The 25957-nt window shown below is 47.1% G+C and carries 25 protein-coding genes; 13 read left to right on the forward strand and 12 right to left on the reverse strand.

What is annotated here, in order from left to right; translation table 11 throughout:
- The first annotated feature begins 60 nt into the window (after positions 1-60).
- The 3 genes from GXP69_RS09875 (at position 61) to GXP69_RS09885 (ending at position 1993) form a co-directional block, all read left to right on the forward strand.
- Complete coding sequence (locus GXP69_RS09875; protein WP_163914887.1) at positions 61-912, forward strand: transglutaminase-like domain-containing protein; 852 nt, start codon at positions 61-63, stop codon at positions 910-912.
- Between the two features lie 41 nt (positions 913-953).
- A complete protein-coding gene (locus GXP69_RS09880; RefSeq protein ID WP_204281983.1) occupies positions 954-1280 on the forward strand; it encodes an immunity protein Imm33 domain-containing protein in 327 nt (108 codons plus the stop codon).
- Between the two features lie 80 nt (positions 1281-1360).
- Positions 1361-1993 (forward strand): class I SAM-dependent methyltransferase, encoded by a 633-nt coding sequence (locus tag GXP69_RS09885; RefSeq protein ID WP_163914891.1) that lies wholly within the window; start codon positions 1361-1363, stop codon positions 1991-1993.
- A gap of 176 nt (positions 1994-2169) precedes the next feature.
- Here GXP69_RS09885 and GXP69_RS09890 read toward each other — a convergent pair whose 3' ends face one another.
- Together GXP69_RS09890 and GXP69_RS09895 are read right to left on the reverse strand one after the other, a co-directional pair.
- Positions 2170-2760 (reverse strand): thioredoxin family protein, encoded by a 591-nt coding sequence (locus tag GXP69_RS09890; RefSeq protein WP_163914893.1) that lies wholly within the window; start codon positions 2758-2760, stop codon positions 2170-2172.
- Position 2761: 1 nt separating this feature from the next.
- Positions 2762-3412 carry a 4'-phosphopantetheinyl transferase family protein gene (locus GXP69_RS09895; protein ID WP_163914895.1) on the reverse strand — a complete coding sequence of 217 codons (651 nt, stop codon included), beginning with the start codon at positions 3410-3412 and terminating at the stop codon, positions 2762-2764.
- Positions 3413-3674: 262 nt separating this feature from the next.
- Here GXP69_RS09895 and GXP69_RS09900 point away from each other — a divergent pair, with 262 nt between their 5' ends.
- From GXP69_RS09900 to folB, 3 genes are read left to right on the forward strand one after another with little or no spacing between them, the layout of a single operon-like run.
- Positions 3675-4604, forward strand: coding sequence for a WD40 repeat domain-containing protein (locus GXP69_RS09900; RefSeq protein WP_163914897.1), 930 nt, complete (start codon positions 3675-3677; stop codon positions 4602-4604).
- The gene (locus GXP69_RS09905) at positions 4601-5578 is read left to right on the forward strand and encodes a DivIVA domain-containing protein (RefSeq protein WP_163914899.1); all 978 of its coding nucleotides are present in this window, start codon (positions 4601-4603) and stop codon (positions 5576-5578) included. The genes GXP69_RS09900 and GXP69_RS09905 overlap by 4 nt, the downstream gene beginning before the upstream one ends.
- A 6-nt stretch (positions 5579-5584) precedes the next feature.
- Entirely contained in the window at positions 5585-5941 is a 357-nt protein-coding gene (folB, locus tag GXP69_RS09910; RefSeq protein ID WP_163914901.1) for a dihydroneopterin aldolase, read from the forward strand.
- Between the two features lie 739 nt (positions 5942-6680).
- Here folB and meaB read toward each other — a convergent pair.
- Positions 6681-7661 (reverse strand): methylmalonyl Co-A mutase-associated GTPase MeaB, encoded by a 981-nt coding sequence (gene meaB, locus GXP69_RS09915; RefSeq protein WP_163914902.1) that lies wholly within the window; start codon positions 7659-7661, stop codon positions 6681-6683.
- 255 nt (positions 7662-7916) lie between these two features.
- On the opposite strand from meaB, the gene GXP69_RS09920 reads away from it, so the two are divergent.
- Positions 7917-9320 carry a DUF5723 family protein gene (locus GXP69_RS09920; RefSeq protein ID WP_163914903.1) on the forward strand — a complete coding sequence of 468 codons (1404 nt, stop codon included), beginning with the start codon at positions 7917-7919 and terminating at the stop codon, positions 9318-9320.
- 90 nt (positions 9321-9410) lie between these two features.
- Here GXP69_RS09920 and GXP69_RS09925 read toward each other — a convergent pair whose 3' ends face one another.
- From GXP69_RS09925 to GXP69_RS09935, 3 genes are all read right to left on the reverse strand, one after another.
- Positions 9411-10535: a WD40 repeat domain-containing protein gene (locus tag GXP69_RS09925; protein WP_163914904.1), complete on the reverse strand. Its 1125-nt coding sequence runs from the start codon at positions 10533-10535 to the stop codon at positions 9411-9413.
- Between the two features lie 107 nt (positions 10536-10642).
- Positions 10643-10885, reverse strand: coding sequence for a hypothetical protein (locus tag GXP69_RS09930; RefSeq protein ID WP_163914905.1), 243 nt, complete (start codon positions 10883-10885; stop codon positions 10643-10645).
- Positions 10886-10978: 93 nt separating this feature from the next.
- Positions 10979-11374, reverse strand: coding sequence for a hypothetical protein (locus GXP69_RS09935; protein WP_163914906.1), 396 nt, complete (start codon positions 11372-11374; stop codon positions 10979-10981).
- A 145-nt stretch (positions 11375-11519) separates the two neighbouring features.
- On the opposite strand from GXP69_RS09935, the gene GXP69_RS09940 reads away from it, so the two are divergent.
- Positions 11520-12314: a hypothetical protein gene (locus tag GXP69_RS09940; protein WP_163914907.1), complete on the forward strand. Its 795-nt coding sequence runs from the start codon at positions 11520-11522 to the stop codon at positions 12312-12314.
- 130 nt (positions 12315-12444) lie between these two features.
- On the opposite strand, the gene scpA is transcribed toward GXP69_RS09940, so the two are convergent.
- The 4 genes from scpA to GXP69_RS09960 form a co-directional block, all read right to left on the reverse strand.
- Positions 12445-14586 (reverse strand): methylmalonyl-CoA mutase, encoded by a 2142-nt coding sequence (gene scpA, locus GXP69_RS09945; RefSeq protein ID WP_163914908.1) that lies wholly within the window; start codon positions 14584-14586, stop codon positions 12445-12447.
- A 100-nt stretch (positions 14587-14686) separates the two neighbouring features.
- Complete coding sequence (locus GXP69_RS09950) at positions 14687-15127, reverse strand: YybH family protein (protein WP_163914909.1); 441 nt, start codon at positions 15125-15127, stop codon at positions 14687-14689.
- 86 nt (positions 15128-15213) lie between these two features.
- Positions 15214-17046, reverse strand: coding sequence for a methylmalonyl-CoA mutase subunit beta (locus GXP69_RS09955; protein WP_163914910.1), 1833 nt, complete (start codon positions 17044-17046; stop codon positions 15214-15216).
- A gap of 70 nt (positions 17047-17116) precedes the next feature.
- Positions 17117-17500, reverse strand: a complete 384-nt coding sequence (locus tag GXP69_RS09960; protein WP_204281984.1) for a YkvA family protein — start codon at positions 17498-17500, stop codon at positions 17117-17119.
- Between the two features lie 111 nt (positions 17501-17611).
- Between GXP69_RS09960 and GXP69_RS09965 the strand changes: the two genes are divergently transcribed.
- A complete protein-coding gene (locus tag GXP69_RS09965) occupies positions 17612-18928 on the forward strand; it encodes an amidohydrolase (protein WP_163914912.1) in 1317 nt (438 codons plus the stop codon).
- A gap of 30 nt (positions 18929-18958) precedes the next feature.
- Positions 18959-19498, forward strand: a complete 540-nt coding sequence (locus GXP69_RS09970) for a hypothetical protein (RefSeq protein ID WP_163914913.1) — start codon at positions 18959-18961, stop codon at positions 19496-19498.
- 12 nt (positions 19499-19510) lie between these two features.
- Here GXP69_RS09970 and GXP69_RS09975 read toward each other — a convergent pair whose 3' ends face one another.
- Positions 19511-21292: a T9SS type A sorting domain-containing protein gene (locus tag GXP69_RS09975; RefSeq protein ID WP_163914915.1), complete on the reverse strand. Its 1782-nt coding sequence runs from the start codon at positions 21290-21292 to the stop codon at positions 19511-19513.
- Positions 21293-21469: 177 nt separating this feature from the next.
- Between GXP69_RS09975 and GXP69_RS09980 the strand changes: the two genes are divergently transcribed.
- From GXP69_RS09980 to dnaA, 3 genes are all read left to right on the forward strand, one after another.
- Complete coding sequence (locus tag GXP69_RS09980; RefSeq protein ID WP_163914917.1) at positions 21470-22237, forward strand: 5'-nucleotidase C-terminal domain-containing protein; 768 nt, start codon at positions 21470-21472, stop codon at positions 22235-22237.
- Between the two features lie 6 nt (positions 22238-22243).
- Positions 22244-23179: a metallophosphoesterase gene (locus GXP69_RS09985; RefSeq protein WP_163914919.1), complete on the forward strand. Its 936-nt coding sequence runs from the start codon at positions 22244-22246 to the stop codon at positions 23177-23179.
- A 105-nt stretch (positions 23180-23284) separates the two neighbouring features.
- Positions 23285-24709 (forward strand): chromosomal replication initiator protein DnaA, encoded by a 1425-nt coding sequence (dnaA, locus tag GXP69_RS09990; RefSeq protein WP_163914920.1) that lies wholly within the window; start codon positions 23285-23287, stop codon positions 24707-24709.
- A gap of 594 nt (positions 24710-25303) precedes the next feature.
- Here dnaA and GXP69_RS09995 read toward each other — a convergent pair.
- On the reverse strand, positions 25304-25957 hold the full coding sequence (locus tag GXP69_RS09995; protein ID WP_163914922.1) for a class I SAM-dependent methyltransferase: 654 nt from the start codon (positions 25955-25957) through the stop codon (positions 25304-25306).

A 25957-nucleotide genomic window follows, 5' to 3' on the forward strand; every position in this document is an offset into this window, starting at 1 on the left:
TTAGTAGATCGCTACAAACATTTCTAGTTTCTAATTTTGCATTTCTAATTAATAGCATTTGTGACGAAGAAGGAAATAAAGGCGCTTATCTCGCTGTTGGATGATTCGGATTATGAGGTAGCGCACCATGTGGAGCAGAAGATAATCTCCTTAGGGGAAGACGCAATTCCGTTGCTGGAAGAAGAGTGGGGGGAAACACTGAATACAGATCTTCAGAAAAAAATCGAAGACCTGATTCATGATATGCAGTTTAATGCGCTGCTGCACCGCCTGCAGGAGTGGAAAGAGGAAGGCGCTACCGATCTGCTGAAAGGTATGTGGCTGGTTAACTCTTACATGTACCCTGACGTGGATTTCGCGGCTATTTCCAAGACAATGGATCAGCTGTATTTTGATGCCTGGACGCACATGAAGGATGAAATGCACCCTTACGACCAGGTGAAATCGCTGAACAATGTGCTTTTCCGGGAGAAGAAGTTCTCAGCTAATACCAAAAACTTCCATTCGCCGGCCAACTCCATGCTGCACCTGGCCCTGGAAACCAAACGTGGCAACCCGCTAACGCTTTGTGTTATCTACATGGTTGTGGCGCAACGACTGGGTTTTCCGGTTTATGGCGTGAACCTGCCCAACCTGTTTATCCTTACTTATAAAATGGATGGGGTGCAGTTTTATATTAACGTCTACAACAAAGGGCTTATCCTTTCCAAAGCCGATATCGACAACTATATCCTGCAGCTCAACCTGAACCCGGTTGATATTTTCTACGAACCAACTTCGAACCTGGAGATCGTAAAACGCGCGCTTCGAAACCTGGCCTTCTCCTTCGAAAAAATGAAAGACCTGGAAAAAGCTACCGAAGTTACCAAACTGCTCACTGCTATTACGGATGATGATCCGGCGATACAGTAGTTATAGTCAACAAAATGAAAATAATCTTCTTAACCATAGTTATGGCTTTGTTCGGATTCGGTAAATCCCTGGCTCAAACAGCAAAGGAATTCAAGGAACCTCTGAATACAGCGGTTTTCACAACTAAATTTGTAATCGAAGATAAAAAACCAATCACTTATGTATCGCATGATGCAGAGGATGGTGCGTGGCAATTTTTCAGCGATGATGAATTTGAAGATTTCGAAAGCGTTGCTAAAATAGTTGGGCTCGGTGAAATAATAAAGCTGGATAACTCTGTTCTCGAATTAGCTGATATGCCGGAAGGATTTTATGCCTACAGAGAAGGTGTGAAAGGTAAATGGGTTATTCAGAAGCATGAAGAATAGTAAAGTGCATCTTACAGTGTTTCCTGACAGCTATAGATTGGGGTTCGGCAATACTGCAAGTCTAATTATTTGAATAAAACATGGCTGAATTCTGGGAAGAAAGCTTTATTGAGAAGCAGACCATGTGGGGTTTCGAGCCATCGGAATCAGCTATAGTTGCAAATGAGCTCTTCAAAGAGAAGCAACTCAAAAACATACTGGTTCCGGGGTTTGGTTATGGCAGAAATGCACAGCTGTTCCGTGAGAGCGGGATGGTTGTGACCGGCATCGAAATTTCCCAGACAGCCATTGACCTGGCCAGGCAGCATTACGGAGCTGACCTGAAAGTTTACCACGGTTCAGTAACGGATATGCCTTTTGATGATGTGCTGTATGATGGTATTTTCTGTTACGCGCTCATCCACCTGCTGAACCAGGATGAAAGAAGGAAACTGGTTAGCGACTGCTACAGCCAGTTAAGTCCGGGCGGGTATATGGTGTTTGTGGCTGTTTCAACAAAATCTCCGAACTATGGCACAGGCCGGCAACTAAGCAGAAACCGGTTCGAAATTTTTGAAGGTGTGCAGATGTACTTTTATGATGAGGCTGTGGTGAAACAGGAATTCGGTAACTATACATTGGTTGACTTTAAAGAGATTGAAGAGCCTACGAAGCATATGCCTGGAAAGCCACCACTCAGGTTCTACATGGTAACCTGTAGAAAAGAAGGATAGCGCACATCACAAAATATGGGTGTTAAACTATAAGTTATAGTTCAACGCGGCCAGAGTCCGCTTGTAACACACACTCGCGGGACGCGAGCGAGGGCATTGAGAAGCTATAAACTATAAAACAGAAGCCGCTCCTAAACTATAAGAGCGGCTTCTGTTTTTGTACTTCAAACTATAGTTTAGTATTTCCTGATCAAACAACCGGTAGCACGTTTATCAGCTACAGTTACGGCGCGATTGGCTAGCACTTCATCGATCACGTTTTTCAGATAGGGGTTTTTCACGCCGCTGTCTACCTGCGGGTTATCGTCTATAGCGCCTTTGTATTTTAAGATAAAGCTATCGCCGGTATTGTTTAGTACAAAGGCTTCCGGGGTTTTTGTGGCACCAAAACGGGCGCTTAGTTTTTGTCCATCATCAGCCAGGTACGGGAATCTATAGTTCTTGGCGGCCATTTCTTCCAGGGTTTCGCTACCTTCTCCCATACCTACGCCGGGGTTAATAAATATAAACTGTACGCCTTTGCTGGCATACGCGCTCGATAAGGTTACCAGGCGGTTCTCGTATAGTTTAGCATACGGGCAGGTGTTGTTGGTAAAAACCAGCACCACAGTTTTGCTGTTGGCAAAATCACTGAGCGATACCTCGGTGTTGCCTACTCCTTTCAGCGTAAAGTCTGCGACCTTATCGCCCAGTTGGTAGCTGCTGCCCTGCGCAAATGCACTTATTGTTAAGAGCATGGCAAAGGCTAAGGTTGCTAATAATTTCATGTTATAGTTTGTTAGTAGAATAATCGATGCAATAAGTAAGGATATGGTCTTGTATAAGTTCGTGTTGTATCTGATACAATTTAGAGAAATTATCCGTCTCTACACGTCCTAAAAGCAAATTTTCTGACTCCGGGTGAGGTTGCAGCAGCAGGTTGTCTTTAAATATCAGTTTTCTTTTACTGTACATTTTGTACAATGTTTCTTTGGCGCTCCAATACAAACAGGTTTTAGCCTCTTCTCCGCAAGTATAGTTCTTCTCATCTTCGCTCAAAAACTTGTTCGCCACACGTAACGCCTTTGGGCTCAGTAATTCAACATCTATGCCAACTTCATATTTATCTGAAAGGATAACCGCTGCCAGCCCCGGCGAGTGGCTGATGGAAACATGAAATGGAGCTTGCTCAAACACCGGGCGGCCATGTTCATTGCGCTGAAGTACAGGTGTTTCTGAGGTAAACTGTTGCAGCAAACTATAGGTCAGCACACGACTGGCTAGCCATTCTATTTGCCTCCGAGGATGAGCCTGTTCCAGCATCAACTCCGGCGAAATGCCAGCAGGCAGGGCAAGCAAAAGCTCATCTGCGCGTTCTGTAATTGACCACGTTCCAAGTATAGTATGTTCGTTTAGCTGGCGAGTGAAAAGTAGGGGCATAAGTAGTGTCGCTAAGTAAACTGTCCCCTTGAGGGGACTATAGGGGTGTAAAGCCAGTTTCAAAAGTCCTTTACTAAGTTCAACACCCCTCTTTGAGCTGCGCTCGCAAACTTCGAACCCTCGTTCTTGCTTGTCCTCAAGGGGAGACTTTTCAAAAGTAGTTGTTTGACTAACTATAAAATAACTTAACAACCCCGCTTTTTGTAGGGCTGCCGGGTAAATCGTAAATTTAGGTAAAAATTAACTTACGCTGATTTCACTGATGGCGAGCAAGGTACAAGTACAAAAAATAGCCACCCTAACCGGTCATCGCGATTGTGTTTATAGTTTGGAAAGATCGGGTAGCGAAACCCATTTTTATTCTGCTGCCGGCGATGGCATGATCGTGCGCTGGGATTTCAATGACCCGGAGAACGGCGAACTGATCGCCCGTACCGAAAGCTCTGTGTATGCCATCAAGTACATCCCGGACCGCGACCTGTTGCTTGTTGGCCAGAACAACGAAGGCCTGCACGTGATTGATGTAAAGCAGAAAACCATAGTTAAGTCGGTGCCGCTACCGAAGGTACCCATTTTTGATATTGAATATGTAGCGGAACTTAACAAAATATATGTTGGCCTGAAAAACGGAGGCATTGCTATAGTTGCCGCCGATACATTTGAGCTGGAAACTATAGTCCGGAAATCGGAGAAAAGTGTGCGCAGCCTGGCTTACAACTATAAAACTAACGAACTGGCAGCCGGCTACAGCGACCATACAGTACGCATTTTTGATGCCGTAACTATGGATCTGAAATTTGAGATGCAGAACCACACGAACTCAGTATTTACTATAGTTTATTCCCCGGATGGCGAACTGTTGTTAACGGGTGGTCGTGATGCACACCTTCGGGTTTGGGAAGCAACGAACAACTATAAAGAGCGTGGTTATGTGATTGCACACATGTATACCATTAACAACATCACCTACAGCCCCGATGGCCGCTATTTTGCCACCTGCAGCATGGACAAAAGCATTAAAGTATGGGATGCGGAAACCTTTAAGTTGCTGAAGGTGATTGATAAAGTGCGCAATGCCAGCCACGGCACATCGGTGAATAAATTATTTTGGTCGGCTCACAAGAATCAGTTAGTTTCGTGTAGCGATGACCGTACCATTTCGGTTTGGGATATAAATTTTGATGCATTATGAAGATTACACCTTTAGATATCAGGCAGAAAACGTTTGAGAAGGCTTTCAGAGGACTGGATAAGGATGAAGTAAATGCGTTTTTGCTGACGCTGTCGCAGCAGTGGGAGAAGATGCTGGATGAAAACAAGGACCTGCGCCTGAAGTTGGATGCCGCTAACCGCGAAACCCAGAAGCTGCGCGAGGTGGAATCATCGCTATACAAAACGCTTAAAACTGCCGAAGATACTGGTAACAATATTTTAGAGCAGGCTACCAAAGCAGCTGAACTACGTGCCCGTGAGGCGGAACTGCAAGCCAATGAATTGCTGAATAAAGCCCGCAACCAGGCGCGCCAAGCCCTGGAAGATGCGGCACGCCAGACCGAAAAAATGGTGGTGGAGATGCAGGAAGAAGTTAAGGCCCTGGAGCAGGAATACCAGCGCATGGAAGGCTACCTGGACACCCTTGTGCGTGACCTGAAAAACCTTGCAAATGATGCCCTGGATAAAGTTGAGCGCACAAAAGCTAAACCAAAGGGTGGTGTAAACAGTATGCTTTCAAGAGCGGCCAATGTGAATATTGATAACACAGAGCTGCTGAAAACCTTGAAAGACATGGATATTACAACAGAAACTATACAACAGCAGATACCGGTATCGACTACAGCCAATGCTCCGATAGCGGTGCAGAATAATGACAAAGAATACAACCCGCTTGGCGACCCGGCGCCAGATGTAACGCAGCCGCACCCGGAAATTCCGAACCCGGTTACGCCTGTGCCAAACGTGCCATCGCCAGAAATTGAGCCAGTAAAACCAGATTATCCGGGTCGTGTGCCGGCGCCAGATATCGAGAAGCCTGTGCCGGAAATTAAGCCAGTTCAGCCGGACAAGCCGGAAATTCAGCCGCCACTAACTGAACCATCACGTAACGCATCCTATGCTGCCAACGGGGCAACAGTGAAGCAAGGCGGTTCTTTCTTCGACGAGATTTAAGCGGGAATGGGGCAAATTACACTGGAGGGCATGGAATTCTTTGCCTTCCACGGGTTTTACGACGAGGAGCAGAAGATTGGCAATAAGTACGGCATCGACCTGACCATAAACACCGACCTGCGCCGCGCCGCCGAGTCTGATGACCTGAACGAAACCGTAAACTATGAAGTGCTGTACGCGCTGGTGTTGGAGGAAATGAGAATACCGGCCCGCCTGTTAGAGCATCTCGGTCACCGTATTATCGATAAAGTTTACGAACGCTTCCCGTTTGTAGCTTCGGTAAAAGTGAGTGTTTATAAATATAATCCGCCACTTGGTGGTATTTGCAAATGGGCAAAGGTTACCCTAGAGAAGGCGCATTGAGATTAAAATGATTCGGTGAGTTTATCTCATCTGAATTGAAAGATACTTATTGATACAGAGGCAGCTGGTTCAGAAATGGGCTGGCTGTTTTTGTTTAGACCAGTGATTAAAAGGATTTATCGGATTAGGAGATTTTTGTCTGAACCGGGATTAAGGGGTTTGATGGATTGTTTGGATTGAGGTTTTGCTATAGTTGGAGTCGTAGTTCTATAGTTGGCAATTAACCCACCCCTGCCCCTCCCAAGAGGGGAATTTCGGCTATAGCTACAGTCCATGACTAGGCAGGCGCAGCCTGCCCTAAGGAACTATGACCACGATAATGCTACAAGCTATAACCATTCAACAAACTATAACGGTAGCTATCGAGTGATTTCAGTCTTTGGGTTGAGCGCCTTTGACTTGTTGCGGTGCCGCAGGCAACCCGAGCGCAGCGAGGATAGCAAGAAGGCAGCCGCGCGATGCCCGAAGACGGGGCCCCGCGGCCGTGAGCGCACCAAAGCAACTATAATACGATAGGTTAATTGAGCTCCCAGGATATGTGGTAACTATAGAATAAACTGCTTGTGTCCAGTTGTATTATAGTTGGCTATAGGCTATATAAGATCCTTCGACTAACGCTCAGGATGACAAAGGAGAACTATAGGCTGAGATAGATTTCTCACGAAGCTCGAAATGACAATGAAGTAAAGTGCAGAGAAGAAGCCTCGCTAACGCTCGGCAGAGCAACAGAAGAAATACATTACACTAACCTCAGCAACTCATGAGCAGCGGCAAACGCGGATTTTTGCCCGTGTTTCACCTGCTCCGCTATAGTTTGTAACTGAGCCTTTACCTGCTGGTGCGAATAGAAATTCTCCTCTAAACCTTGACGTATGGCTTCGTACATCCATTGCAAGTTCTGGTCGCGACGTTTTTTATCGAAGTAACCGTTGCTCTGGGTTTGATGGAGATAGTCATCTATAGTCTGCCAGATAGTATTTAAGCCGGTTTGCTGTAATGCCGAGCATACAGATACGCGAGGCATCCAGCCGGAGGTGCCCACAGGATAGAGGTGCAGCGCACCCTGGTATTCGGCCTGTGCAGATGTAGCTTTGCCCAGGTTTTCGCCGTCGGCTTTGGTAATGGCAATGGCATCGGCCATTTCCATGATGCCGCGTTTAATGCCTTGCAGCTCATCGCCGGCACCGGCCAGCATCAGCAGGAGAAAGAAATCGACCATGGCATGCACCGATGTTTCTGATTGCCCTACGCCAACAGTCTCTACAATAATGGCATCAAAACCGGCGGCTTCGCAGAGTATAATACTCTCGCGGGTGCTACGTGCAACCCCACCCAGCGATTTACCAGCTGGCGAAGGGCGAATAAATGCTTTCGGGTTGATCGACAGCGATTCCATGCGGGTTTTATCGCCGAGAATACTGCCGCCGGTGCGCTGGCTTGAGGGGTCTATTGCCAGCACAGCCAGCTTTTTGCCGGCATGCTCAATTACATAGTTTCCGAAGGCCTCAATAAAGGTACTTTTCCCCACACCAGGCACACCGGTTATGCCAATTCGTACAGCTTTACCAGAATAAGGCAGCACCTGGTCTATTACCTGCTGGGCCAACTCCTGATCCTGGGGTAATTTACTTTCCACTAACGTAATGGCGCGGCTCAGCAACACGCGGTCGCCGTTCAGAATACCATTTACATACGTTTCAGCAGAAAATCTTTTGGCCATAGCTATAGGGTTTAGTTACAAAGTTAGCAGAATGAGCGGTACATCATACCCAAACCCATCCGTAAAGCAGCTTCTTAAAAAGTGTTTATAGTTTAGTATCGTTATATTCTGATTTTCAGAAAAAAAGTTGAACTTGCGTCCCGATTTATACTTTGGTCTAAGCTAACCCACTAACAGATAGCTGTTTTTCTGTTTTGAGAGTGCCGCAAAGTTTAAATCAGAACTTCCTGTATAGTTTTTATTAGCTGACCTTTTATGAAAAAATTACTTTTAGCCGCTACAGCACTTCTGATGGCACCATTTGCAGTGCTGGCACAAACAGAAAGCAGCAGCTTTTCGGTGGTAAGCCGTGGCGGTGTTCAGAACACTTTTGTGCACGATTACCAAGCAATTGGTGTAAACCCTGCCAACCTGGGCCGCAGCACCTCCTTTATCTCGTTTACCATCGCAGAGTTTGGTGGCTACGGTAGCTCACAGGCATTTACACGAGCCACCCTCAAAAACGCAATCAAGCTGGCATCTGATCAGAGCATCAGCATGGAAGAGCGCCTGCAACTAGCCAAAGCATTTAACAGTGACAACGTGCTGAATGCCGGTGCTGATATAAATACGTTTGCCTTATCGGTGAACCTGCCGAAGATCGGTGGGTTTGCTGTGAGCAACAGACAGCGCATGTTGGGGCACGTGGCATTTAACAAAAACTTTTCTGAATTGCTGTTCCTTGGCGAAGAAGCCCCTTTCTTAAAGGATATTCAGCCGGATGAAACGCTGTATGTATCGGAGCTGTTTGACGGTTCGCAGGTAAAAATGTCGTGGGTAAACGAGTGGAACCTGGCATACGGGCGCGAAATCATTGACCTGCCACTGATCAATATTTATGGTGGCGTAGGCTATAAATACCTGCAGGGGCTTGGCATGTATGAGTTCAGTGCGAAAGCTGGTAACCTGAAAGCTTACAACGCTTTATCGCCAGTACTGGATGCCGACTACGACAAGTACCTGGATGATCCTAAATTCAACTATAACAGCGCAGATGGTTTGCTGAACCCGGTTGGCCGCGGGCATGGTGTTGACTTAGGTCTTTCTGCCGAGATTGTTAAGATTGTAAAAGTAAGCGCTTCGGTAACAGATATAGGTAACATCCGCTGGACAAAGAACCTGCTGGAAGGGAAGGATAATGGCTTTACAATGGAAGATCTCGGCCGCACAGGAGCTGAGAACAGCGACTTCTGGGGCGATGCCGGTAAAATGGCGCAGGCTATAGTTGATAGCGCGCTGGTGTTTAGCCCGGTAGGAGAGATAAAAGTGAACCTGCCGACGCGTTTCCGTTTTGGTGCCGGTGTAAAAATCGGACAGCGCCTGGAAGTAGGTGTGGATTATGTGGCTCCTCTTAACAAAGCTCCGGGCAACATTACCGACGATTTTGTTGGCCTGGGTATAGATTTCTCGCCGGTTCCTGTGTTCCGCCTGAGCTCAGGTGTATCGACTGGTGCGGGTGATAAATTGAATGTGCCGTTTGGTTTCGCTATAGTTTCGCCGGTTTATGAATTTGGTGTTGGTATGCGCGATGTAACGGCTCCGTTTACCAAAAATAACCCGGGAGCATCGTTTGCAATGGGCTTCTTACGCTTCAAGATTGGCAAACCACAGATTCTGTAACTATAGTTAGCTGAATAGAAACTATAGTTTCGCAAAAACCAGAAGGCCAGCTTTATACGGGCTGGCCTTCTGGTTTTCTATAGTTACTGATTAGCGGGTTGTATCCTGTACAAAGTTTGGCAGGCCCAGGTCGCTGCGCCGACCAGCCAGTTTTATGCCATTATCACGGTAGATCACGTTTTCGGCAGCTGCATTAGGGTTTAAAATAACGCCTAAGTGCAGGTTGTCTTTACGGGCTACATAAATGCGGCCATCAGGTCCAAGCTGCAATGCCCCGATTACCGGGCTTCCGGACCTAGCTACCACTGTGGCAGACTTGTTTATAGCATCAGGGGTACCTGCTCTCAGATCAAACTGGATCACCTGGCCTTTGCCGGTTTTCTTGTCTTTAACTGATCCGTATAGTTTGGTGCCATCCGGGGAAAAGGCAATGCCATAGGCTTCTGTAAATCCTTTAAAAAGAATAGGGTTCGACACCTTGCCGGTACTTCGGTCGAAGGTGAGTAGTTCGAAGTTGCTGTCATCGTTCCAAAGTGCTGCGGCCAGGCGGTTACCGTCCGGCGATGGTTTTAAATAGCCAATGGCTTTACGGTTAGGGCCACCATGTACAGTGCCCGCATTGCTAAGCACAGGTTGTGTTGCCACGCCTGCCTCAGAGACAAGGAAGGACATGTAAGCATTGCTGTTCCAGCGGTGTGCAATCACCCACCAGTCTTTGCCATTGCTGTGGCGCACGGCAGTCAGCTTTTCAGTGGCTGGCGATATCATAAAAGTATTCTTGAATACCAGGTCGCCGTTGCCAATATCCTTGCTCATGTCCAGTATGCTGTAGCGCAACCCATCCGACTGAGCCTGTATGGCAGTTGTAAAAATATAGTAGATGGTGGCAGAACCAGGCTTAGGAACTATAAGTGCTGACTGTGTAGACGAGTTACCACCAAGCAGGCCGTTGCCGTTAGGCATTACTTTGTGGTTGCGGTTCCATACCGTAATGCCGTTGGTATAGAACAGCAGGTTGCCATCTTTATCTGAGATGCTGGCGCTGCCCTCTTCTGTGAACAGGCGTCCGTTGCCTACAGCCACAGCCGAGTCGCCATTAAACGTAATGCCTGCGCCTTTGCCAAAGTACCAGTTATGCTGCTCACCCTGCGCCTGGGCAACAAATACCGAACTATAAAGCAGTAGGGCTGCAGCTATATTTTTTAAGCTGATCATGTGTTTGCCTTTTACTTATAACGCGGCAATTGCAAACCTAGTGCCAGACTATAGTATAAACAAAAAAGGACGGAACTGGTCCGCCCTTTTATAGTTTTAAGATTCAATTATAAAGTATCAGCAGCAGCAGCATTATCATCTCCTATAACCTCGTTTACATATTGTGAGGTATCGTCGGCAGCTGTACCAGGCATGTCGCCGGATCCTTCAACGCCGGTCTCGTTTGTTTGGCCGGTCTGCGATTCAGGTGGCTTTTCCGCATTTTCGCCGTATTCTCCGCCGCAGGCTACCAGTAACAAAGGGGCACAAAGCACGCTTAGTGAAAGTATTTTTCTGATCTTCTTTTTCATAGTTGTAAGCCTTTTTAATGCATGTTCTACTGTTTGTACGATGCAAAGCAGTACAGGGCTTACCTTAAACCGGAAAAGAAGATCAGTAGCTTTTTACCTGCTAAACGGATATCTCGTAAAGTTTACCTGGCTCATAGCATCTTTCTCATACAAGCCAATGCAGTTACTCTGAAAATTTACTGCTATATTAGGAATGTCGGGCTGCACTGTGGTTGGGGCTTTTCCCTCTAAAAAGAAGTAGACTTTGGTATTGCCATACTTGGTATGGGGCATAAAATCGCCATACTGCTGCATCTGGCTCCAAAGTGTGTCCGACACGGTTACGGCATAAATCCGGACAATGGGACCCGTATTATTTTCGTTGCGGTAAAAGGCAGTTTCTTTAAAATTGCCTTCCAGGTCCTGCGGGCCCGGTTGTGATAAGGAGTCGTATACAAACCACCCGATCAGGGCGATGGCAACAACTATAAGGATGTGTTTTAGCTTCATCAAGATAATATAACGCTCATCAGATAGAAGCGTTAAACAGGTAGTTTTGTTTAAAAAAAAGATATACCCAAAAATAGGTATTGTATGATTAAAATATTATTTTGAATTTTGCAAATCTTAAACCATTTCTAACACAAATAAAACGATGAAATTAAACTTTTCCAGCAAACTGTTGAGCCTGTTTGTAGCAGCAGCGCTTATGTTCACTGCCTGCGGCGACAAGGATGACGATGTAAATCCTGTAGACAATGTTAGTGCTGCCTGCAAGCTAACCAGTATTAACTCTGATGGTGATGTATCTAATATTGAATATAACAGCAAGGGTTATATTACAAAGGTAACTTACGCCGGCAACACCTCTGATTACTACTTGTTTGTTTATGACAACTCAGACCGCCTGGTAAAAGAGGAAGGCTACAGCGGAGGTAAGCTGGATAACTACGTGCAGTATACTTACACAAATGGGAAGGTATCAAAAGCGGAGTGGTTCCTGGCCGATGGCACAGCTGATGGCTATGCTGAATTTAAATACGATGGCAGTAACCGTTTAATAGAGTTAAGCGAAATAGTTGAAGAAGATTTTGACGGTGAAATAGAGGAGGTTGTCTATAAGCAAACTTTTACATACAACGCACAGGGCAATGTTGCGAGCTCTGCCATCTCTGCTGATGGTTTTGCATTATTTACCCTGACTTACGAGAACTACGACAATAAAAATACACCAATGGCAGCCGTTAAAGGTTTATTTGATCCGTGGTCGGGTTCCAGCAAAAACAACCCAGGCAAAATTACGCAGTCGTTTAACATGGAAGGCATGGAAATGACTTCAACTTCGACTTATGCCTACATCTATAACGACAAAGACTTCCCAACCAAAAGCACCGAGACGGATGAGGATCAGGAAACTACTGTCACAAACTATGCCTATCAGTGTAACTAACAGATACTAATTGTTACAAAACAAAAAACGAGTCCTGAGCAGGGCTCGTTTTTTGTTTTAACAGGACGATCTAGTCTAGAGCTTCTTTCTTTTTATAGTTTAATAATTGCGGTGGCAAGTATTATAAGTACTAGTTCTTTACTTGCTCCATCAGCTTCTCCAGAATATTCTGCGCTGCTACCGAGATGATAGTACCTGGGCCAAATACACCTACTGCACCAGCCTGGTAAAGGAAGTCGTAGTCCTGTGCTGGAATTACACCGCCAACTATAACCAGAATGTCTTCACGGCCTAGCTTACAGAGCTCTTCAATTAAGTGCGGAACAAGTGTTTTGTGCCCGGCTGCCAGGCTGCTTACGCCCACCACGTGCACGTCGTTTTCGGCAGCTTGCATGGCTACTTCGGCTGGGGTCTGGAACAATGGTCCTATGTCAACGTCGAAGCCGAGGTCGGCGAAGGAAGTGGCAATAACTTTGGAGCCGCGGTCGTGGCCGTCCTGGCCCATTTTAGCGACCATAATGCGTGGTCGGCGGCCTTCGAGTTCTTCAAACTGATCGGCCATAGCTTTGGCACGCTGAAAGTTCTCGTCGTCGGTTATTTCTGCTGAATACACTCCTGATATAGCTCTGATGACTGCTTTGTGTCTGCCGTATACTTTTTCCAGGGCATCTGAAATCTCCCCCAATGTAGCGCGGTGGCGTGCGGCTTCCACAGCTAGGTCCAGCAAGTTCTTTTGGCCCGATTGTGCTGCTGCGGTTAAGGCCTCCAGTGCTTTGGCTACAGCTGCTGCATCACGGTTTTCTTTAATATGGGCCAGTCGGCGTAACTGCGATTCGCGCACCACGGTATTATCAATGTCCAGGATATCGATTTCCTGTTCCTGCAGCGGTTTGTATCGGTTTACGCCAACTATAATGTCTTTGCCGGAATCGATGCGGGCCTGTTTGCGGGCTGCAGCTTCCTCAATGCGCATTTTCGGCAGGCCGGTTTCAATGGCTTTGGCCATACCACCCAACTCTTCCACTTCCTGAATCAGTGCCCATGCTTTGTGTGCCAGCTCGTGCGTCAGGGCTTCTACGTAATAAGAGCCACCCCAAGGGTCTACCACATTGGTAATATGCGTTTCCTGCTGCAGATAGATCTGTGTGTTACGGGCAATACGCGCCGAGAAATCAGTTGGTAGAGCTATAGCTTCATCAAGTGCATTGGTATGTAAGCTCTGTGTTCCGCCAAGGGCAGCGGCCAGGGCCTCTACGCAGGTTCGGGTTACGTTATTAAACGGGTCCTGCTCCGTTAAACTCCAGCCGGATGTCTGGCAGTGCGTTCTTAATGCTAATGATTTCGGGTTCTTCGGGTTGAATTGCTTGATCAGTTTTGCCCATAGCATACGAGCCGCACGCATCTTGGCGATTTCCATAAAGTGGTTCATCCCGATGGCCCAGAAGAAAGACAAGCGCGGCGCGAAATCATCAATGTCCATGCCTGCCTGCAAGCCGGTGCGCACATACTCCAGGCCATCTGCCAAGGTGTAAGCTAGTTCAATATCGGCGGTGGCACCAGCTTCCTGCATGTGGTAGCCCGAAATGGAAATAGAGTTAAAGCGCGGCATCTTTTTGGAAGTATATTCAAAGATGTCGGCAATGATCTTCATACTTGGCTCCGGCGGGTAGATGTAGGTATTGCGCACCATAAACTCCTTCAGAATGTCGTTCTGGATCGTTCCGCTAAGTTGTTCCGGCTTTACGCCTTGTTCTTCGGCGGCAACTATATAAAACGCCATGATCGGCAGCACAGCACCGTTCATCGTCATCGAAACTGACATTTCGTTTAGTGGAATCTGATCGAAAAGGATCTTCATGTCTTCCACTGAATCGATGGCCACACCAGCTTTACCCACATCCCCAACTACACGCGGGTGGTCGGAGTCGTAGCCGCGGTGTGTAGCCAGGTCAAAGGCTACCGAAAGGCCTTTTTGACCGCCCGCCAGGTTGCGGCGGTAGAAGGCGTTACTTTCTTCGGCAGTAGAGAAACCGGCATACTGACGGATGGTCCAGGGCTTTTGCACATACATGGTGCTGTACGGCCCGCGCAAATAAGGTGGCAAACCGGCAACAAAATCAAGGTGCTCAAAGTGGGCTGCATCCTCAGCAGTATAAAAACTCTTCACTTTTATACGCTCCGGCGTTTTCCAAACCTTGGCATCGGCCGGGGCAGGAGCGCCGTTGACTGCCACTACGTTGTTTATATCTATTTTCGAAAAGTCAGGCTTCATTTTTTATAATTATGAATTATGAATGACGAATTATGAATTGGTTCTGCATCCACGGTTCATCTTCAAATCTTCTCATTTTCAAATTTCCAAATCTTCAAATCTAACTGGCATGCTCTGATGTGGCTACCCAGCGGTCGTTCAGCTTTTTCCAGACCTGCGACGATACGCCGCCCATCAGGCGTTTGCCATCCAGCTCGATCTTCCAGCGGAACACAAAGTAGACAGTTTCTTTGGCTACTTGCTCTATATGCAGCGGTTCGTAACTATAGACACCCATCTGGCTGCGGTCTTTAAAGTCGTTCAGGAACATGTCGTATACTTCCTGGTAGCCTTTTTCGGTGCCGTTCTTACTTATCCAGAGCATCTCCGGCGAGTTCCAGTAAAAGGTCATGGCTGTTTCCAGATCGCCTTTGTTCCAGGCAGCAATCTGGCCTTCCAGCGCCTGCTTTACTTCATGTACAGCATCGCCTTTTGGCATGGTAAACGAAGAAAGTATGGTAGCTGTCGTCATGGTTAAGAGTATCAGGTATAGTTGTCTCATCTTTTAATTTTGAATAACTGAATAACTGAATAACTGAATAACTGAATTCTGACTATAGTTTTATTCAATTATTCAAAATTCAGTCATTACTTATCTCCGTGCAGCTTGCGGTGTACCAGATCCAAGATGGTGCGCATGTCGCAGTCTTCGAAGATAAACTCGTCGTAACCGTTTGCGATCATCTCATCCTTCATGTGTTGCGGATCGTCGGCCAGGATGAGGGTTGGCTTGGCATGGTAGTTACGGATACGCGGGCCGAACTCTTTCACATAATTTGCTTCTGATGACGACACAACCAGCACTTCGGCTGCCGTGTTTTCCAGTTTATCAGATGCTTCTTCAACAGAACTATAGTTTTGCAGCTCCGTCTCGAAACCGGCACAGCTGAAGAACTCCTTGGCAAACGTAGCATTCACCTGGCGCTGCTCGCCGTTGCCAATTATGGCAACTATAGCTTTTGGTCGTCGCTGGCGTTTGCGCAGGTGCAGTTCGGTAGCCATGCGCATCACTTCGGTTGGGTAGGCGGCACGTGCTGTGTCAAATTTGTGGCTTTGTATCAGCTCTTCCGGGTCGAAGTTTATCGTTTCGGTTGGGTTCGGGTATTTGTTCGTTCCTACCAGCACCATGCGGCCGGTGGCAATATCACGGAACTTGCGGCGGCTCACTTCGGTTATCGAGCCCAGTATAAAACCACTTTCGTAGGCAGCTTCAAAACCACCTTTGGCTTCTACTGCTTTAAACAGTTCCCACGCTTTGGTAGCCAGCTCATTCGTCAGCGACTCCAGGTAATACGAGCCGGCAGCCGGGTCAATGGCTTTATCTAAATAGGCTTCTTCTTTCAGGATGATGGACACATTGCGGGCAATGCGCTCCGAGAATTCATCCGACTCCTTAAAGGTGCTGTCGAATGGCGAAACGGTAAGCGAGTTGGCTCCGGCAATAACCGCCGACATAGCTTCGGTGGTCACGCGCAGCATGTTCACGTATGGATCAAGCGTAGTCTGGTACCAGCTGGATGTGGTGGAATGGATGCGCAGCGCACCGGCCAGTTTCGGGTCGGCCTGGTAAGCGTTAACTATAGTTGCCCACAGCAAACGCAAGGCACGCAGCTTGGCAATCTCGAAAAAGTAATTGGAGCCCGCAGCCATATGGAACTGCATGTTCTGCAACACCGATTCCAGCGACTGACCAGCATTGGTGAGCCTTGTGATGTAAGCAACCGCCGCATTCAGCGTAAAAGCAATTTCCTGTGTAGCCGATGCGCCGATGCTGCTGAAGTTGATGCCGCTAACCGAAATACCAAAAAATGCAGGGCTCTCCTTTGTCTGCTCCAATATCTCGAGTATGGCTTTGTTCTCCTCGCGCGATAATTCCCCCTTTGCCGTCATGCGGTCGTAGTTCAGGAAGCCACGCAGGTTTTGCGGCGACACCTGGTTGGCAGTCAGCTTGTTATACAGGCGGCTCGGGAAGTGGTCCAGCTTTTCGGGCAAACTATAGCCTACCGGTGTTTTGTTCAGGTCTATCTGGCCCAGCAGGTACACCAGGTCAAATTGCTCCGGCTGCGGAATTATAAAATGAATGCCATCGGCTCCGCGTGCCAGGGCATCGGTCGCCTTATCTATAGCTGCTCTGCCGTTGCCGGTGGCTTTAATTTCCTGTATGTTCAGCCAGCTGTTGCTGTCAGTTTGCGTACCGCGCACGAACGGGAAATCGCCTGGTTTCTGTCCTGTAAAAGGCAGCTGCTGTATGTCTTCTTTGGTGTAGTAGGGCTTAACGTCGATGTTTTCGTAGGTATGCCAGGTAAGCTGCTCCAGGGGCGTATCGCGCAGGTCTTTGCTGGCGCGGGCTTCCCAATCGGCGGCAGTGGCAGGTGTAAACTCCGAGAATAGCTTTTGTGTGTTGTTGCTATCGTCCGTCATCTGGTATATATAGTTCTAATTTGATGTAAAGATATACTTTATAGTTTACGTTTTTAAGGAGTAGGGTTTGTTATTTAAAGCTGCTAATGTACATGTGGTAAGCGCCATAGCCTATCAGGAGCCAGATGGCAACGATAACTATAGCCATGGTATAGTTCGTTTTTTGGGGCCGCTCCAGTTGCTGTCGCGCCTTTTGCCGGTACTCATGTACCGTGTCATCAGGTAACATTTTTATACTCAGCCAGATGCCCAGGGGTAGCAAAAGCATATCATCCAAATAGCCTAGTACTGGTATAAAATCCGGAATCAGATCTATCGGGCTGAAGGCATAGGCTACGGTAAGCACCAGCACCACTTTGGCCATGAACGGAATCCGCGGATCACCCGAAGCCAGGTACAAGGTATAAATATCTTCTTTCAGCTTCCGGACCAGTTCTTTCCATTTGCGCATCATAGTTAAGTTGTACGGGAAGTAAGCAGCTTATAGTTAAGTTTTATAGAAAGCCGGCAGCGCGGTTTTATAGTTAAATTGCTATCTTACTACACTAAACTATAACCATCCTTTATGCAACATAAACTTTTACTAACTATAGTTGGTGCTGGCTTACTGGCGCTGCCTGCCGCTGCCCAGGATGCCAAACTACTTGCCCGTGCCAACAGCATGGCTGCTAGAGTAGAACCCAAAGTAATAGAGTGGCGCCGCGATTTCCACGAGCACCCCGAATTGGGCAACCGCGAAGTAAAAACCGCTGCTAAAATTGCTGCCGAGCTAAAAAGACTGGGCATTGAAGTTGAAACCGGCGTAGCACATACGGGTGTGGTTGGCGTGCTGAAAGGCGGAAAACCCGGCCCTGTAGTTGCCCTGCGTGCCGATATGGATGGCCTGCCTGTAACAGAGCGTGCAGATGTGCCCTTTGCGAGCAAAACAAAAGGAAACTATAACGGACAGGAAGTGGGCGTAATGCATGCCTGCGGCCATGATACGCACGTGGCCATGCTGCTGGGCGCAGCCGAAGTACTGGCCGGTATGAAAAAGGACTTGCCGGGGACAGTGAAGTTCATCTTTCAGCCTGCCGAAGAAGGCGCACCAGCCGGTGAGAAAGGCGGCGCCTCGCTGATGGTGGAAGAAGGTGTTTTAAGCAAAGGACCAAAGCCGGAAGTAATTTTCGGACTGCACATAAACTCCCAGACAGAAGTTGGTAAGCTGAAGTACCGCCCAGCTGGCATTATGGCCAGTGCCGACCTGCTTCGCATAAAAGTGAATGGTAAGCAAGTACATGGCGCCAACCCATGGGCAGGGGTAGACCCGATTGTGGTGTCGGCGCAGATCATTAACGGCCTGCAAACTATAATTAGTCGCCAGATAGACCTGACCGAAGACGCTGCAGTAGTAACCATAGGAAGTATACATGGAGGCGTACGCAACAACATCATCCCGGAAGAAGTGGTGTTAGAAGGTACCATCCGTGCGTTGGATGCCAACATGCAGAAACAGATACACGAACGCATAAAACTAACCGCAACCAAAATTGCCGAAAGCGCCGGTGCCACCGCCGAGGTAACGATAGAAGAAATGGCCCCGATCACCTTTAACGACGAAGCCCTGACCCAGCGCATGTTGCCTACCCTGCAAACTATAGCCGGCAAAGGCAACGTGCTACTGATGAACGCCATGACCGGCGCCGAAGACTTTGCTTACTACCAGCAAGAAATTCCGGGTCTGTTCGTGTTTGTAGGCGGCATGAAAAAAGGCCAGGACCCCGCTACCGCACCAGCCCACCACACCCCCGACTTTTACATCGACGAAAGCGGCATGCAGCTAGGCGTTAAAACCCTGCTCGGCCTCACGCTGAACTATATGACGGGGAAGGAGAAGTTGTAAGGTTGAGGTGTTAAAGATAACGTCTGTGAAATGGAGTTAACTATCTCAGGTGTTAGTCCGGGTAAAGAAGACCTTTTGCTAAAAGGAAAGTTGCTCTGGCAATTGCTCAATAAAAATAAAGAAACCAATCTTAGATTATTCGGTGTCTGGTTCGGTCTTTTGATATCACTTCTTTTGTATGCTTACTCAATCAAAGAAATCATTGAAAAGACAGAATCTGCAGTTCTGATTCTTGTAACAGGTCTTATATACTTTTATTCCTTAATGAACCATTATATTAACAGAAGAAAGTATTTTAATAACCTCAAAGAAGTTGCGCAACAAATCAGCGATTTCGGGCCTTTTGAAATCAGTATTGATGCGGAGAAAATAGTCTATAAAAATAACCTGCAACAATTATCCTGTACTTGGAACCGTGTGACTTCATGCACACTTTATCAAAACCATATCTTTATCCTGTTCAACGAAGAAGGTCTTCAAAAATCTATCATTATAGATAAAGTAGATATAAGTGAACAGGCCTTCGAAGAAATACTTGGTTTTGTAGCAAACAGTTGCGGCATTCAGTAAACCGCTAAGCTGCTACTTGAGCAACAGCTTAGCGGTTCTTTTTTGCCCGTCTTCTGTAGTTAGAGTATAAAAGTATAAACCGACAGGCGCATCTGGTCTGGAAATTTCAGTGGTGCCTTGCTCTAGTTTTTGCTCCAGTATAAGTTTGCCCTGCAAAGTATAAATGCTGAGCATAACCGGGCGTTCCGCTTCTACACTGAAATTATCATACACCAAGCTCGGGAAGATGAAAAACTTCTTGCGGTCGAGGAAGCGCTTAATAGAATTAGGAATATACCTGTAAACCATAACCTGCATGTTCAGCTCCTTTATGATCGGTTCTGTTGAGCCAGTGCTTTCTGTTGGCGTATAGGTTGCTGTAAATTTTATGGTATAAGGGCTTATGCTGATCTGTGCCTCGCTTGGCTGTAATTCCAGAGTTCCTATAGTTCCTGCAGTGCTATCAGATGTTGTAAAGGTAAACTTCTTAGCTGCACCAGCTATGGAGCTTTGGGCGGTAACAGTGGCTGTGTAACCCGGGAAAGCTTCTGCAAGCACTTTAAATGTCTCAGTCTCTTTTGTAGAAACCATATAATAATTACCCTGTAAACGAGGTGTTTTTTCAGTTTCAAGCGGCCCTAAGATCGGCTCGTTCTCGCGTACTAGAATCCCAAAGGAGGCTGTTGTAAAATAAGAATCTTTAATACCATAAAAGCTTACAAAGTAAGGTTTTTCTCTGATCAGCTCTTTGGTAGGGGTGAACCGGAAAGTGCCGATGATACCGTTAGCTGTATTCTCAAAAGTATAGCTTACCGGCACATTAAACAGCTGTGTAAGTTCGCTGGCAAAATATTGGCTTATAGTTTGGCCAGAAGGGGCCGGGATAGGTGCTACGGCCTGCGTTAACTGATTATAGTTTATCTTCAGTTCCAGCTCCTGACCTGCTTTGGCTTCGATATGCCCCGATCTGTTTAATTTAAGCTCATCTGTGTTCTCTAAGGTTATATTACCTGTCGTGCCGCTGTTTACCCGTATGGTCATATCATAGGTTACATAGCCTAGTTTTAATTTGCCCCTCCATTCTTCAACCAGCACCGCTATCGTGTACTCGCCAACGCGGCAAGGTGCATCCCAGGTTAGTTGCCCGTCTCTGGGGTGCAGGTCGAACAAAGCTGCGCCGGATCCGGCAGATTTGTTACAGCTAAATGCATCCGATGGTAGTTTATAGCCAGGTACCGGCACCGATAATCCTTCCTGGTTTTTATGTAAGGGTGCAGAGATTTTATAAGCCAGGCTATCACCATCCGGGTCGTAAGCCAGTAAATTGAAATGGATAGGTTGCCCGGCATTTATGTTAATCGGCTCAGGTGCTAAAAATTGTGGTCCGCTATTAGGTCCCCGTAAGGAGTTAATACTTAATTCTGTCATGATCGAAAGATTGATCTGATCGCTAGGAGGGGACATATTGAGTATGTTTCCGTTACGACTCAGGCCTGTCCACCTCGCAGAAAATTGTCCATCACTAGGGAAGGTATAATCCCAGGTGAATTCATTTCTGGCTATTCCTTTATTAATCGGAATATAGCGGGCTAATGCAACATCCACCACATTGCCATCTCCCATATCTATTTTGGCCACCGACTCATGTGCCGGTGACTCCTCATCCGTTATCAGGGTTAGCTTGAAATGAACTTTGCGTGGATTTGCATTCGGAGATGCATCTTTTGTATAAGTTATGAATCCGCCAAGAAGATGTGTAGCGCTGGCACTCGTTCCGAGTAAGGCAAGACACACAAGCAGTAATAGTTGTTTCATAGTATCGGGTAGCTTAGTAAGTATATACAAATATAATATTTTTGATAACATATTATAACCGATTGAAGAAAAAATATTATATTACAATAGCATTACTTTCAAAACCCTTTGAAACAGATTTGATGTTGTGCCACAGCAGGTATATCCGTACTTTTGTGGATAACTCATGCCTGATTTATGAAACACCCGATCTATAGTTATATAACAGCCCTTTTGCTTGCCACATCAGCGGTGGGTTGCCAGCAAAAAGTATGGCAGCCGCAATCGCCGAGCCTGGAGCTGACCGATGTGCCCGTAGATAGCACCCTAAGTGCCAAGCCTGAAACGGAAGCCATGATAGTGCCTTACCGCCAGCAGGTTACGGCTAAAATGAGTGAAGTGATAGGAACGGCACCTGTTGAGCTACGCAAAGCTGACTATGAGTCGCCGCTGGGTAATTTTGTGGTAGACCTGCTGTTGGAGGAAACCAATAAGATGGTAGAGACGCCGGTAGATATGGCCCAAACGACGAATGGTGGTTTGCGCGTGCCACTTCCGGCCGGACCGATAAATGTGGGGAACATTTTCGAGCTAATGCCTTTCGAGAACGAAGTGATTGTACTGACACTGGATGGCCCTACCACTAAAGAATTGTTCGATTTTGCCGCTAAAACCGGTATCTCGCCCATTGCTAATGCTACTTACACGGTAAGAGACGGCCAGGCTATTGATGTGAAGATCGGTGGCAAACCTTTGGACCTGAACCGCAGCTATACCATCGTAACATCAGATTACCTGGCCAGCGGTGGGGATAACATGGTGATGTTCAAGAAAGCCATTGAGTCGGAGAAAGTAGGCATGATGATGCGCGACATGATCCTGAAGCACATACAGGAACTGACCGCCGCTGGCAAACCTATAGTTGCCGATACAGCCAAACGCGTTTCCGGAATCCCGCAAAAGTAACCCGCCATGAAGAGAAGAGATTTTTTAAAATACAGCGCCGTAGGAGCAGCCGGTTTAACTATAGTTGGTTTCCCGTTAACTACCGAAGCCGCCAGCAAAACCATAAAGCTCACCATCCTGCACACCAACGACCAGCACTCGCGCATCGATCCGTTCCCGAGTGATGGCCGCAAATACGCCGGAATGGGCGGTATGGCCCGGCGTGCCAGTTTAGTGGAGCGTATCCGCAAAGAAGAACCGAACGTGTTGCTATTGGATGCCGGTGATATCTGGCAGGGCACACCTTATTTCAACTTCTTTAACGGTGAGCTGGAGTACAAACTGATGACCGACATGAAGTACGACGCCGCCACACTTGGTAACCATGACTTCGATTTAGGTCTGGAAGGTTTGGCCAAGCAGCTGCCGGTTGCCGGTTTCGAGTTTGTGAATGCAAACTACGATTTCTCTAAAACGATGCTGGCCGGCAAGTTTAAACCTTACAAGATTTTTGAGAAAGAAGGCTTGCGCATCGGTGTGTTTGGCCTAGGCATACAATTGGAAGGCCTGGTTGGTAAAAAGCAGTACGGCGAAACCGTTTACCTGGACCCGGTACAGAAAGCGCAGGAAATGGTAAAAGAGCTGCGCGAAAACCAAAAATGCCACATGGTTATCTGTCTGTCGCACCTGGGCTATAGTTACACCACTGAGAAGATTGATGACCGCAAACTGGCACAGCAGGTACCGGGCATCGACCTGATTATTGGCGGGCACACGCATACGTTTATGGACCAGCCGGAAGCAATACGCCACGCCTCGGGACACGAGACGCTGATAAACCAGGTGGGGTATGCCGGTATTTACCTGGGCCGCATCGATTATGAATTCAGTAAAAAAACGAAGCAGAAAACGGGTGTCAGAACGGCCGCACTGCCTGTGGATAACCCTGTATTAACTTCGTGAAAAAATAATTTTTTGTTTACTTATATTTAAGCAAATTTGTAACCCCCCTGTGGAAAAGGAGCGGTTTGCAAAACCAAACTAATCTTGTGTGCTTTGGAAAATTGGATGATTAAAGATTGTACGACTGTATGGAGTAACTGCCTGCAGGTGATAAAGGAAAATATTGGCGATCAGAGCTTTAAGACCTGGTTCGAGCCAATTAAACCTATTAGCCTGCGCGACAGTGTGCTCACAATACAGGTGCCGAGCCAGTTCTTTTACGAGTGGCTGGAGGAGCATTATGTGCAGCTTTTAAAGAAGGTTATTTACCAGGAGCTTGGCGCTGATGGTCGCCTGGAATACTCTATTATAGTTGACCGTGGTAACGAGTCGAACAAGCCACAAACCGTAAACATCCCGACCAAAAAAATACCGGCAGCTGTCGTTAACTCTTATCGTCCCGAGCAGAACTTCATCAAGAGCCCGTTCGAGTCGAAGACGATTGACCGCAATTTCCTGAACTCGCAGCTGAACTCAGCCTACACGTTTGAGAACTATATTGAGGGGGATTGTAACCGTTTGGCGCGCTCGGCAGGATATGCGGTGGCGAATAAACCGGGCACTACATCTTTTAACCCGCTGATGGTTTACGGTGGCGTTGGTCTCGGTAAAACGCACCTGGTGCAGGCCATTGGTAACCACATCAAAAACAGCAACCCGGATAAGTTTGTACTATACGTTTCATCAGAGAAGTTCGTGAACCAGTTCATCGAGTCTTTGAAAACGAACAATGTACAGGACTTCGCCAACTTCTATTTGCTGGTTGATATCCTGATCATTGACGACGTGCAGTTCCTGAGCGGGAAAGAGAAGACGCAGGAAATGTTCTTCCACATCTTCAACCACCTGCACCAGTCCGGCAAGCAGATCGTGATGACATCGGATTGTCCGCCACGCGACCTGAAAGGGTTGGAAGAGCGACTGCTATCGCGCTTTAAGTGGGGTTTAACAGCAGATTTGCAGAGCCCGGATTTTGAAACGCGTATGGCCATCATCCAGAAAAAGATGCAGAGCGACGGCATCGACATTCCGGATAACGTGATCGAGTACCTGGCTTACAGCGTGGATACTAACGTGCGTGAATTGGAAGGCGTACTGATCTCTCTGATCGCGCAGTCATCCCTGAACCGTAAAGAAATTGACCTGGAGCTTGCCAAGCAGGCCCTGAAACATATTATTGAGGATGTTGAGACTGAGGTAAACCTCGACTTCATCCAGAAAACGGTAGCCGAATACTTCCAGGTTAGCCTTGATTCTTTAAAGGCCAAAACGCGTAAAAAAGAAATTGTAACGGCGCGCCAGGTGGCCATGTATTTTGCCAAAGAGTTCACCAGCCACTCGCTCAAGTCAATCGGTTACCACTTCGGCGGCCGCGACCATAGTACCGTTATCCACTCCGTACAAACCGTTTCCGACCTGATCGATACGGACAAGAAATTTAAAGCGAGCATACAGGAACTTCAGAAGAAATTTAAATCGAAAGCCGGATAGAAAAACTCTACTATAAAATAGCCGGGGCTATAGTTGCAGAAACTATAGCCCCGGTTTGTTTTTAAGGTGTTTAAGCTATAGCTGCGCCAGCAAAATGCAGTGTGCGGACGTGGAAGTCCGCAGCAGATTAGTTTCGGACATGGATGTCCGAAACAGCACGTCAGTAACTATAGAACTATAGCTTTCGCATTAGCTATAGCAGAAAGTCCCCCTTTGAAGGGGGTAGGGGGATGACAAACTATAACTATAGCACTATAGCTTAAACTATAGGAATGACAGAAATTCCTTTCTTGAGAGGGCAGGGGTATGTTATAGCAAAGGCTTAATGCACCATCCGACAAGATCCTTTCAGGATGACAAAATGAATGGTAGGTAGAGATTCCCCGCCTTAGACAAGGAGGGGTCAGGGGTGGTTGGATAACTATAGCCATCGCCTTTGCCATTCCTATCCCTGCCGGGACAGTTGAGTTACAAACTCAACACCATGGTGAGACACGAGCGGGACGCTCGCGCCAGCAATATTGGAATGTATTGTTTCAGCAATTATATTACTGTAGCTGAAACAATAGCAAACAACCCAATCCTGCTAATCCATTAATCCTGTAAATCCTGATTCAGACAAAATACCTTCGCCTGCACAAAGCCATTATAAAATGACTGGCTATACTTCTCCTGAAAACCTAGGTTAATAAAATGCATACCATAGTTGGGTAACTGCTTAGCCTGTACATCACTCAAAACCCCAAAAAATAAGTACATACTCTTAGCCAGTAACTTTTGCCAAAAAGGTGGCTTTTGCTGCACCGGCCAAAAATCAGCGAATAGCCATAACCCGCCGGGAGCTAAACTATAGTAGAGTTGCTGCATGAGTTGCGTAAGACGTTGCTCCGGAAACAGGTCCAATAGAAAAGGCGTGATCACTAAATCAAACTGCTCGTGGGGCTGTAGGTCAGCATCGGTGCCGTGGCGGAAATCAACTATAGTTGCGCTATAGTTGAGCTGTCTTGCCTTTTGCAGCATTTTATCAGAAGCTTCCAAATACAGAATATGCTTTGGCGAAGTTTGCTGCAGTACTTCCTTTAAAATCCAGCCGCTGCCACCACCAATGATCAGAACAGATGCACCAGCTGGAATGTAGGGAAGAAGGCAGCGCTGGGCATCCTGAAGTGCCGAACCGAATACGAGCCGGGCCAGCGGATCATAAAAAGCAGCTACGCGGTCGAAGCCACTGTCTGGGTTTTGGGGCAA

The sequence above is a fragment of the Pontibacter burrus genome (assembly GCF_010686685.1).
Lineage (GTDB): Bacteria > Bacteroidota > Bacteroidia > Cytophagales > Hymenobacteraceae > Pontibacter > Pontibacter burrus.

What these genes read in the sequence shown, in the direction of transcription:
- GXP69_RS09955 (WP_163914910.1), bottom strand. Translation starts at nt 17,046, where the DNA reads ATGACGGACGATAGCAACAACACACAAAAGCTATTCTCGGAGTTTACA.
- GXP69_RS09975 (WP_163914915.1), bottom strand. Translation starts at nt 21,292, where the DNA reads ATGAAACAACTATTACTGCTTGTGTGTCTTGCCTTACTCGGAACGAGT.
- GXP69_RS09965 (WP_163914912.1), top strand. Translation starts at nt 17,612, where the DNA reads ATGCAACATAAACTTTTACTAACTATAGTTGGTGCTGGCTTACTGGCG.
- meaB (WP_163914902.1), bottom strand. Translation starts at nt 7,661, where the DNA reads ATGGCCAAAAGATTTTCTGCTGAAACGTATGTAAATGGTATTCTGAAC.
- GXP69_RS09920 (WP_163914903.1), top strand. Translation starts at nt 7,917, where the DNA reads ATGAAAAAATTACTTTTAGCCGCTACAGCACTTCTGATGGCACCATTT.
- GXP69_RS09880 (WP_204281983.1), top strand. Translation starts at nt 954, where the DNA reads ATGGCTTTGTTCGGATTCGGTAAATCCCTGGCTCAAACAGCAAAGGAA.
- GXP69_RS09900 (WP_163914897.1), top strand. Translation starts at nt 3,675, where the DNA reads ATGGCGAGCAAGGTACAAGTACAAAAAATAGCCACCCTAACCGGTCAT.
- GXP69_RS09970 (WP_163914913.1), top strand. Translation starts at nt 18,959, where the DNA reads ATGGAGTTAACTATCTCAGGTGTTAGTCCGGGTAAAGAAGACCTTTTG.
- GXP69_RS09950 (WP_163914909.1), bottom strand. Translation starts at nt 15,127, where the DNA reads ATGAGACAACTATACCTGATACTCTTAACCATGACGACAGCTACCATA.
- GXP69_RS09980 (WP_163914917.1), top strand. Translation starts at nt 21,470, where the DNA reads ATGAAACACCCGATCTATAGTTATATAACAGCCCTTTTGCTTGCCACA.
- GXP69_RS09885 (WP_163914891.1), top strand. Translation starts at nt 1,361, where the DNA reads ATGGCTGAATTCTGGGAAGAAAGCTTTATTGAGAAGCAGACCATGTGG.
- GXP69_RS09940 (WP_163914907.1), top strand. Translation starts at nt 11,520, where the DNA reads ATGAAATTAAACTTTTCCAGCAAACTGTTGAGCCTGTTTGTAGCAGCA.
- GXP69_RS09890 (WP_163914893.1), bottom strand. Translation starts at nt 2,760, where the DNA reads ATGAAATTATTAGCAACCTTAGCCTTTGCCATGCTCTTAACAATAAGT.
- GXP69_RS09930 (WP_163914905.1), bottom strand. Translation starts at nt 10,885, where the DNA reads ATGAAAAAGAAGATCAGAAAAATACTTTCACTAAGCGTGCTTTGTGCC.
- GXP69_RS09935 (WP_163914906.1), bottom strand. Translation starts at nt 11,374, where the DNA reads ATGAAGCTAAAACACATCCTTATAGTTGTTGCCATCGCCCTGATCGGG.
- dnaA (WP_163914920.1), top strand. Translation starts at nt 23,285, where the DNA reads ATGATTAAAGATTGTACGACTGTATGGAGTAACTGCCTGCAGGTGATA.
- folB (WP_163914901.1), top strand. Translation starts at nt 5,585, where the DNA reads ATGGGGCAAATTACACTGGAGGGCATGGAATTCTTTGCCTTCCACGGG.
- GXP69_RS09895 (WP_163914895.1), bottom strand. Translation starts at nt 3,412, where the DNA reads ATGCCCCTACTTTTCACTCGCCAGCTAAACGAACATACTATACTTGGA.
- GXP69_RS09905 (WP_163914899.1), top strand. Translation starts at nt 4,601, where the DNA reads ATGAAGATTACACCTTTAGATATCAGGCAGAAAACGTTTGAGAAGGCT.
- GXP69_RS09985 (WP_163914919.1), top strand. Translation starts at nt 22,244, where the DNA reads ATGAAGAGAAGAGATTTTTTAAAATACAGCGCCGTAGGAGCAGCCGGT.
- GXP69_RS09925 (WP_163914904.1), bottom strand. Translation starts at nt 10,535, where the DNA reads ATGATCAGCTTAAAAAATATAGCTGCAGCCCTACTGCTTTATAGTTCG.
- scpA (WP_163914908.1), bottom strand. Translation starts at nt 14,586, where the DNA reads ATGAAGCCTGACTTTTCGAAAATAGATATAAACAACGTAGTGGCAGTC.
- GXP69_RS09960 (WP_204281984.1), bottom strand. Translation starts at nt 17,500, where the DNA reads ATGATGCGCAAATGGAAAGAACTGGTCCGGAAGCTGAAAGAAGATATT.